General features: G+C 63.5%; 10 protein-coding genes. 3 read left to right on the forward strand and 7 right to left on the reverse strand.

The window, feature by feature from the left end:
* The 3 genes from EN964_RS15990 to EN964_RS16000 all read right to left on the reverse strand — a co-directional run.
* Positions 1-384 (reverse strand): low affinity iron permease family protein (locus EN964_RS15990; protein ID WP_164775835.1); only part of this gene is annotated, 384 nt, incomplete at its 3' end.
* Between the two features lie 303 nt (positions 385-687).
* A complete protein-coding gene (locus EN964_RS15995) occupies positions 688-1329 on the reverse strand; it encodes a DapH/DapD/GlmU-related protein (RefSeq protein WP_127269255.1) in 642 nt (213 codons plus the stop codon).
* 142 nt (positions 1330-1471) lie between these two features.
* Positions 1472-1990, reverse strand: a complete 519-nt coding sequence (locus EN964_RS16000; protein WP_127269254.1) for a CreA family protein — start codon at positions 1988-1990, stop codon at positions 1472-1474.
* Between the two features lie 188 nt (positions 1991-2178).
* On the opposite strand from EN964_RS16000, the gene EN964_RS16005 reads away from it, so the two are divergent.
* The 3 genes from EN964_RS16005 to EN964_RS16015 all read left to right on the forward strand — a co-directional run bounded on the left by EN964_RS16005 (position 2179) and on the right by EN964_RS16015 (position 5678).
* Positions 2179-2757 carry an SCO family protein gene (locus EN964_RS16005; protein ID WP_127269253.1) on the forward strand — a complete coding sequence of 193 codons (579 nt, stop codon included), beginning with the start codon at positions 2179-2181 and terminating at the stop codon, positions 2755-2757.
* 65 nt (positions 2758-2822) lie between these two features.
* Positions 2823-3695: a 50S ribosomal protein L11 methyltransferase gene (locus EN964_RS16010; protein WP_127269252.1), complete on the forward strand. Its 873-nt coding sequence runs from the start codon at positions 2823-2825 to the stop codon at positions 3693-3695.
* Between the two features lie 138 nt (positions 3696-3833).
* Entirely contained in the window at positions 3834-5678 is a 1845-nt protein-coding gene (locus EN964_RS16015; protein ID WP_127270952.1) for an aminopeptidase P family protein, read from the forward strand.
* Positions 5679-5905: 227 nt separating this feature from the next.
* Here the strand turns inward: EN964_RS16015 and EN964_RS16020 are convergent, their stop codons facing one another.
* The 4 genes from EN964_RS16020 to EN964_RS16035 all read right to left on the reverse strand — a co-directional run.
* Entirely contained in the window at positions 5906-6202 is a 297-nt protein-coding gene (locus EN964_RS16020) for an AzlD family protein (RefSeq protein ID WP_127270950.1), read from the reverse strand.
* The gene (locus EN964_RS16025) at positions 6199-6927 is read right to left on the reverse strand and encodes an AzlC family ABC transporter permease (protein ID WP_127270948.1); all 729 of its coding nucleotides are present in this window, start codon (positions 6925-6927) and stop codon (positions 6199-6201) included. The genes EN964_RS16020 and EN964_RS16025 overlap by 4 nt, the downstream gene beginning before the upstream one ends.
* Positions 6928-7038: 111 nt before the next feature.
* Entirely contained in the window at positions 7039-7731 is a 693-nt protein-coding gene (locus EN964_RS16030) for a DUF2461 domain-containing protein (RefSeq protein ID WP_127270955.1), read from the reverse strand.
* Positions 7731-8586: BRCT domain-containing protein (locus EN964_RS16035; RefSeq protein WP_281059558.1), on the reverse strand; the 856-nt coding region annotated here is incomplete at its 5' end. The genes EN964_RS16030 and EN964_RS16035, both read right to left, overlap by 1 nt.

Genomic DNA, 8586 nt, shown 5'->3' on the forward strand with positions numbered 1-8586 from the left:
CTTCTTCGCCGCCGTGTCGGCGATCTGTTCGTCATGCCGCTTTGCCGCACGCTCGCATTTGGCGCGGATTTCCTCGACTTCGGATTCGGTCAGATGTTCGATGCCGATGAAGTGGTTGTGGCCCTTGCCGACCCGGATCAGTTCGTCGAGCTTGGCCTGGATTGCCGCGCCATCGCGGTTCTGAGTGTTCTGGATCAGGAAGACCATCAGGAAAGTGATGATGGTCGTGCCCGTGTTGATGACGAGCTGCCAGGTGTCCGAAAAGCCGAAGAACGGGCCGCTCACCCCCCATACGATGACGATCAGGCAACAGACGGCGAATGTCGGCGGCAGGCCGGCTATGCGGGCGACCCAGTTGGCGACCTTTGTGAAATGTTTTTCCATCTATCGAAATCCTCGACGCTGCGGCGCGATGAGAAACAACCAGCGACCGTTTCAGGTTCCCGAGGCAGACAAATACCCAGCTGCAATTGAATACACGCGTAGGGAGAATAGTCAGGAAAACACACCTTATGGGTTCAATGCCACAGTGATCCTGCAGGCAAGAGTGCCTGTTCCTTCCGCTTCACAGCGGTTTACCTCCAGCCCCTTCCGCTGCGCCACCCCCGCATGGCGGAAGGGGTTTCAGTCCGGCGGGCCTTGAAGCGCGTCGCCCGACTCCGTCTCAACGCTACGCACTTGAACTGGTCAGACGGCGTCGTTTTCCCAGCGATCGAGGAACGTTTCGATCGGCATGGCCTGCATGTCGGGAACCGCTCTGGCCAGCTTTTCGACCGGCCAGTCCCACCAGGCGAGAGCTTCGATCCGCGCCGCGATATCCGGAGTGAAGCGTGGCCGGAGAGCCTTCGCCGGCACGCCGGCGACGATCGCATAGGACGGCACGTCACGCGTCACCACGGCGTTGGCGCCGATGACGGCACCGTTGCCGATGGCGATCCCAGGCATGATCACCGCGCCGTGGCCGATCCAGACATCATGGCCGATGGTCACGGCTTTCGCCTGCCGCCGCTCGCGGAAGGCGGCATCGACGCCCAGCCAGCGAAAATACTCGTTCGGCCGGTAGCTGAGCTTATGCTGGGTCAGCCGCTCTATGGGATGCTCCAGCGCATTGATACGGCTGTTGGCGGCGATCGAGCAGAATTTCCCGATCGTCGTGTAGATCGCTTCACAGTGGCGTTCAAAATAAGAGAAGTCGCCGACATTCACCTCGCGCAGCACCACCCGCTCGCCGATCGAGGCATAGCGGCCGAGCTTGCACGTCTTCAGCTCCGCGGTCGGATGGATACGCGGCTCGGGGTCTTTCGGGACGAGGTTTTCGGAACGCTCCATGCCGGCGGCTTTACGCCTAGGCGATTGGTCCCGCAAGCGGAACCAATCGTCCCTCAGATCGTCTCCCAGCAAGGATTCGCCGAGCGAATGGTCCCGCAAGCGGGACCATTCGTCCGTCCGGCTCCCGAAGGAACTAAGCAGCCTATTGCGGCTTGCCTTTGCTCCACACCACGTTCTGGCCGTAGAGCGGCACGGTGGTGACCGACATTTTGGCCGAGCCGTTCTGCACCTGGCGCGAATGCGAGAGATAGATCAGCGTCTCATTGGGCTTGTCGTAGATGCGGTTCACCACCTGCTTCTTCCAGATCAGGCTGATGCCTTGCTTGAACACCTCCTCGCCGCCCTCGCTCATGTCGATGTCGCCGATCGTGATCGGGCCGGTCTGGCGGCAGGAGATGGAGGAATCGGACGGATCCTCGAACCAGTTGCCCTTGTGCAGGCGATCGATGATGCCGCGATCGAAATAGGAGACGTGGCAGGTCACGCCTTCCACTTTCGGATCCTTGATCGCTTCGACGATGATGTCATTGCCGAGCCAGTCGACGCCGACCTTGCCGACTTCCTCGGCGACTGCGGCACCGGCGCCAACGACAACACACGCGGCCAACGCGCCGCCGATCAGTTTTCGCCCAATCAGTCCGTGCCCAATCAGTCGTGGCAAGGGAGCCTCCTGCGGTTCGAGTTGCCGGTCACAGGTGGGGCGAGCAGCCCGGCTTTGCAAGCAGATAGGTCGACACCACTGCGGTTGCGGCAACGCGGCACTTTGCCTGTGCGAGGCCGAACCGCTAAGACTGTCGCACAGGCGCGGCATTGAGCCGGCGCGGCGATTTCTGCAGACGGACTTTTCTGATGATGCGTTCTATCCTGGTCGGCATTCTCGTCCTGATGGCCGCCGGTATCGGCTGGCTGACTTTCGACTGGTATCGCGGCCATTATGGCGGCGAGCCCTTCGGCGCTGCCTTCACCCTGGTCGACCAGAAAGGCGCGCCGATCACCGAGGCTGCCTTCAGGGGTCAGCCCAGCGTCGTCTTCTTCGGCTTCACCCATTGCCCCGAGGTCTGCCCGACCACGCTGTTCGAACTGGCCGGCTGGCTGAAGACGCTCGGCGACGACGGCAAGAACCTGCACGCCTATTTCGTATCGGTCGATCCCGAGCGCGACACGCCGGAAGTGATGAACGCCTATGTCAGCAATTTCTCCGACCGCATCATCGGCATCACGGGCGATCCCGACAAGGTCCACGCCATGGCCAAGTCGTTCGGCATCTACTGGAAGAAGGTCGACACCGGCGACGGCGACTACACGATGGACCACACCGCCTCGGTGCTGCTGCTCAACGCCAATGGCGACTTTGCCGGCACCATCGCCTACGGTGAAAGCGCCGATACGGCCATCGCCAAGCTGAAGCGGCTGGCGGCGAAAGGCTAGAGCTTGATCCCGAAAAGTGGGAACCGGTTTTCGGGCAAGATCATGCTCAAAAAGAAACAGATTTCATGACCCAGACGCGCCTTTACTTCACCACCGGAAAGACCGAGTCCGTCAGCATTTTCGCGGCGCTTGAGGCAGCCTTCGAGGAAGAAGGGCTGCCGATCGCCGTCCTGGAGGTCGACGAGGACAAGGACATCCACGAAGTGTCGCTCTATGCCGATGGCGACGTCGATGCGGTCGAGACCCGCTTGAACGACATCCTTGCCGGCCTTTCCCTGTCGAAGCCGATCGAGCGCGAGGCCCTGCCCGACATCGACTGGGTGGCGCATTCGCTGGAAGAGCTGAAGCCGGTGCGTGCCGGACGTTTCTTCGTCCACGGCGCGCATGACCGCCGCAAGCGCCACAGCGGCGAGATCGCCATCGAGATCGAGGCTGGCCTTGCCTTCGGCACCGGCCACCACGGCACCACCGCCGGCTGCCTGGAAATGCTTGAAAGAGTGGTTCGGCGCGAGCATCCGCGCAATGCGCTCGACCTCGGCACCGGCAGCGCGGTGCTGGCGATTGCAGTCGCCAAGCTGGCGCATATTCCTGTGCTGGCCACCGACATCGATCCGGTGGCGGTGCGGGTGGCTGCCGCCAATGCGCGGCTCAATCACGTCAAGGCACTGGTGGAAACGGTGACCGCGCCGGGCTTTCACCACCCGGTCTTCGGCAAGCGCGCGCCCTTCGATCTCATCGTCGCCAACATATTGGCACGGCCGCTGATGCGGCTGGCGCCGCAAATGGCTGGCCACATCGCGCTCGGCGGCTCGATCGTGCTGTCAGGCATCCTCGACCGCCAGCGCGACGCCGTCATCTCGGCCTATGTCGGCCAGAATTTTCGCCACGTCAGAACCTTGCACCGCGAGGGCTGGGTGACGATCCACCTCAAGCATTGAGCCCGGGACCGACCGAGCTTGGACCAAGTTCCGCCGGTTGTCAGTCAAGCGATGCTGTAGCAGGTTGCGCGCAGCCGGAAATCGATTCCGATTTCCGTGACCGTACGCTACGGTTGCGCTGACCGCAGGAGGCCCACAATGTTCCAGACCTTCGATTCCGCCGGCGACCCGGCCGTCGGCAAACCGCGCGTGGCGCTCCTGCGCCAATGGCTTGAAGCCAACGGGCTGGACGGCTTCATCGTGCCGCGTGCCGACGAGCATCAGGGCGAGTATGTCGCCGACCGCTCGGCGCGGCTGAAATGGCTGACCGGATTCAGCGGCTCGGCCGGCGTCGCCATCGTCCTGCGCGACCGCGCCTTCGTCTTTGTCGATGGGCGCTACACGCTGCAGGTGCGCAGCGAGGTCGACCTGGACGTCTTTTCGATCGAAAGCCTGGTCGACAATCCGCCGGCTGTCTGGCTGAAAGACAATCTTGGCAAGGGCGCACGGCTCGGCTTCGATCCATGGCTGCACACGATCAGCGAGGTCAAGGCGCTGCAGGCCTCGGCCGACAAATCAGGCGCCGTGCTGGTGCCGCTCGACAAGAACCCGATTGACATCATCTGGAAGGATCAGCCCGACGCGCCGGTGGCCCCGGTCGAACTTCACCCGATCGGCTTTGCCGGCGAGCTCGCCAAGGACAAGCTCGCGCGGTTGGCGGCGGCGATCGCAAAGGACGGCGCCACCCATGCGGTGCTGACCGACCCCTCCTCCATCGCCTGGGCCTTCAACATCCGCGGCGGCGACGTGCCGCACACGCCGCTGGCGCTCGGCTTCGCCATTCTTGCCGCCGATGGGTCGCACCAGCTTTTCATGGATAAGCGCAAATTCTCGCGCCAGGTCGCGGCCTATCTCACCCAGCTCGCCGAGCCGCATGGGCCCGGCGAATTCCAAGCCGCGATCGTCGCCCTTGCCAAGAGTGGCGCGAAAATCGCGCTCGACCCGGTGCTGGCGGCCGACCGGCTGCGCATGCTGGTCGAGGCCAATGGCGGCGCCGTCGTTGCAGCAGCAGACCCCGCCCGCATCCCGCGCGCCACCAAGAACCAGGCCGAGATCAACGGCTCGCGCGCCGCGCATCGGCGTGACGGTGCGGCCGTGGCGAAGCTTCTGTGCTGGCTGGAGCGGCAAAAACCCGGATCGCTCGATGAGATATCGGTGGTCACCCGGCTGGAGGAGACGCGACGGCAGACCGGCGAGGAAACGCAGATGCCGCTGCGCGATGTCTCCTTCGACACCATTTCGGGCGCCGGTCCGAACGGCGCCATCATGCATTACCGCGTGTCGCGCGCCACCAGCCGCAAGCTGCAGGCCGGCGAGTTGTTCCTGCTCGACTCCGGTGCGCAGTATCAGGACGGCACCACCGACATCACGCGCACCGTGCCTATCGGCCAGCCGACGCAGGAGATGCGCGAACGCTTCACCCTGGTGCTGAAAGGCATGATCGGCATTTCCACGCTGCGCTTTCCCGCCGGCACGCGCGGTTCGGAAATCGATGCCGTCGCGCGCATGGCGCTGTGGAAGCACGGCTGCGACTTCGCCCACGGCACCGGCCATGGCGTCGGCTCATATCTGGCGGTGCATGAAGGGCCGCAGCGTATCGCCCGCACCGGCACCGAAAAGCTGCTCGAAGGCATGATGCTGTCCAACGAGCCGGGCTACTACAAGGAAGGCGCCTACGGCATCCGCATCGAGAACCTGATCCTGGTGACACCGGCGCAAGAGATCGAGGGCGGAGACATCGCCATGCACGGCTTCGAGACGCTGACGCTGGCGCCGATCGATACCAGGCTGGTGCAGTCGGACCTCCTGACGCGCGACGAGTTGCACTGGCTGGACTCGTACCATGCGCGCGTGCTGGCCGAGATCGGCCCGATGCTCGACGGCGAAACGCTGGCCTGGCTGGAAAAGGCCACCGCCCCGCTGCCGCACGACGCGAAGATTTGAAATCAGTCTTGGAAGGTCGGCGCCGCCCCTCATCGCCCTGCCGGGCACTTCTCCCCGTATAGTGACGGGGAGAAGGATGCCGTCATCGACGATTTCGCCAACCACCAACGTTGCAGAAAAGCGCCGAGGTTGAGACAAATCCCTTCTCCCCGTCCCTATACGGGGAGAAGATGCCGGCAGGCAGATGAGGGGCAGCGCTAACGGTTCAAGTCGATCGCGCCCAGACCCTAGCCCACAAATTGCCGCGCCAAAATCAGAACGGCCGCGCCGGCCAGAAACATCGCCATCAACCCACCGCGCAGCGAAACCACGGCGGTGACCACCAGTGCGGCCCATTCCGCCGGCCCGGCATTCAACAGTTCCGGCGCCACCAGCGTCGTCAGCACCGCCGCCGGCACGGCGTTGAGACCAGCCTCGACGCGCGGATGGATTGTTTCGAAGCGGGAGATGACCAGATGCCCGCCGATGCGCGTCAGATAGGTGGCGACCGCGCCGGCGATGATGATCCAGAAGGTCGTGCTCATGGCCGCGCCTTTACGCCGCTGTGATGGGGAGGCAGGATGACCGCCAGCAGCACACCGGCAACAGCGCCGATCGAGACATGCCAGGGCGAGCCCACGGTCTTATAGGCGATGATCGAGGCGGCGGCGCTGGCGATGACCACCGGTAGCCACAGCGGCCGCTTGCGGAAGCCCAGCACGAGACCGAGGAAATAGATCGGCAGCAGGAAATCGATGCCGAGCACATGCGTGTCGGGGATCAGCTTGCCGAACATCGCGCCAAGCGCGCTCTCGACGATCCAGAACAGATAGACCGGCAGGCCAAGTCCCAGATACCAGGCAAAGCCGACCGTCTGGCCCGATTGCGCCCGCGCTTCGGCTACCGCGAATTGCGGATCGGTGAGGATGAAATAACCAAGTGCCTGCTGGATGACAGGCCAGTGCGCGATGCGCCGGCCGATGCCTGCGGAATAGAGCACGTGGCGGAAATTGACGGCGAAGATCGACAGCACGATCAGCCACGGCGCCACATGCTGGCCGAACAGCTGGATGCCGACCATCTGGCTGGCGCCGCCATAGACCAGCGCGCTCATCAGGAAGGCTTCCAGGACCGAGAAGCCATTGTCGACGGCGAGCGCGCCGAACAGCACCGCAAACGGCGCCGACGCCACCACGACAGGCATCGACAGCCGCACGCCCTGCCAGAAATCGCTTCTATCGCCGCTCTCGGAAATTGCTTGCGCCGACATGGCCTCTCCTTGATCAGGGCCTGATGTAGGAAGCGCTGCCTGCCTTGTCACACGAATTCGCTTGAGCCAAACGATCAGCGGAAATGATCGTCGGGTTACCGGAGCCGGAGGCTAGTCAAGCGAACCCTTGCCCTCGATCGCCCTGCCCCAGTCGAGCAGCGGCTTGGCGCGCAAGGTGAAATCGACGAGTTCGTCGACCAGATCAGCCGTATGGATTCCCGCCGGATCGATGACATGCTGGACATAGAAATGCCGGTGGCGGATGGCGGCGACCAGATCGGGATCACTGATTTCCTCGAAGCCGCATGGCGTACGCTTCATACGGCCTTCGGTCTCGAGTTCAAGCCGGTTCTTCTTCAACGCCGCCACCAGGCCGCGAAAATTGTCCGGCTTTGTCGCGATGGCTTTGCGCATCGCCAGCAGCAGCGCCGGTTCCGGCTGCCACCAGGCAATGTCGGCAAAACAGCGCTCAAGCCCGATATGCACGTAGAACACACCCTGCTCCATCTTGGTGCCGTCGGGCGACAGGATGGCCGACAAATGCCTGTTGTAGGGCCGCTTGTCTTTGGCGAAGCGCACGTCGCGATTGATGCGGAACAGCGACTTCTTGCGATCACCGCGCAGGCCGAGCCCGGCCTCTTGGAAGCGTTCGGTCAGCGTGTCCACGAGATCACTGAGCGGATCGCGCAATTCCTGTTCGAACAGGTCACGGTTCTCCAAAAACCACTCTCGGCTCTGGTGGAAATCCAGCGCCTTCAGGAACGGAATGGCTTTCGGGCCGAAACCCTTGAATGCGCCTTCCATCACGCCTTGCCGATCCGTACCAGCCAGCCATCCTCGTCGATCACCTCGATGCCGAGTTCGCTGGCGAGCTTGAGCTTGGAGCCGGCACCCGGCCCGGCGACCACCAGATCCGTCTTTGCCGAAACCGAGCCCGCGACCTTGGCGCCCAGGCGCTCCGCCATCGCCTTGGCTTCGGAGCGTGTCATCTTCTCCAGCGAGCCCGTGAACACGACCGTCTTGCCGGCGACCTCGCTGTCGGCCGAGACGTTGACGATATACGGCTTCGGCTTGACTTGGCGGAGCAACGCGTCAAGCACGTCGTCATTGCGCTCATTGCCGAAGAAGTCGCGCAACGCATCGATCACGGTATCGCCGATGCCGTTGACCGAGGGGAAAACCGTGTGTGGATCCTCCGCTGCCGCTGTCTCCTTGCCGACCCGGATCATCTCCTCGATGGTCGAGAAGGTGCGGGCAAGCACGGCGGCCGTCGTTTCGCCGATATGGCGGATGCCGAGCGCGAATATGAAACGGTCGAGCTCCGGCTCGCGGCGCGAGTCGATGGCGGCGAACAGCTTGTCGAGGCCCTCATAGTTGCGATCCTCGACGCTGCGCACATTCTTGCGCGTCTTGCCCGATGCGGCCTCGCGCTGCCTTGCCTGCTCCTCGCGGCGTTCGGCCAGCGCCCTGGTGACGGCCGGACGGCGATCCCTGAGCGTGAAGATATCGGCGGCGGTCTTGATCAATCCCGCATTGAAGAACGTGTCTATGTTCTCCGCGCCGAGGCCTTCGATGTCCAGGGCGCCGCGTGACACGAAGTGGCGCAATCCTTCCACCGCCTGCGCCGGGCAGATCAGTTCGCCGGGGCAGCGCCGGCGG

The sequence above is a fragment of the Mesorhizobium sp. M7A.F.Ca.CA.001.10.2.1 genome (assembly GCF_003998575.1).
Taxonomy (GTDB): domain Bacteria; phylum Pseudomonadota; class Alphaproteobacteria; order Rhizobiales; family Rhizobiaceae; genus Mesorhizobium.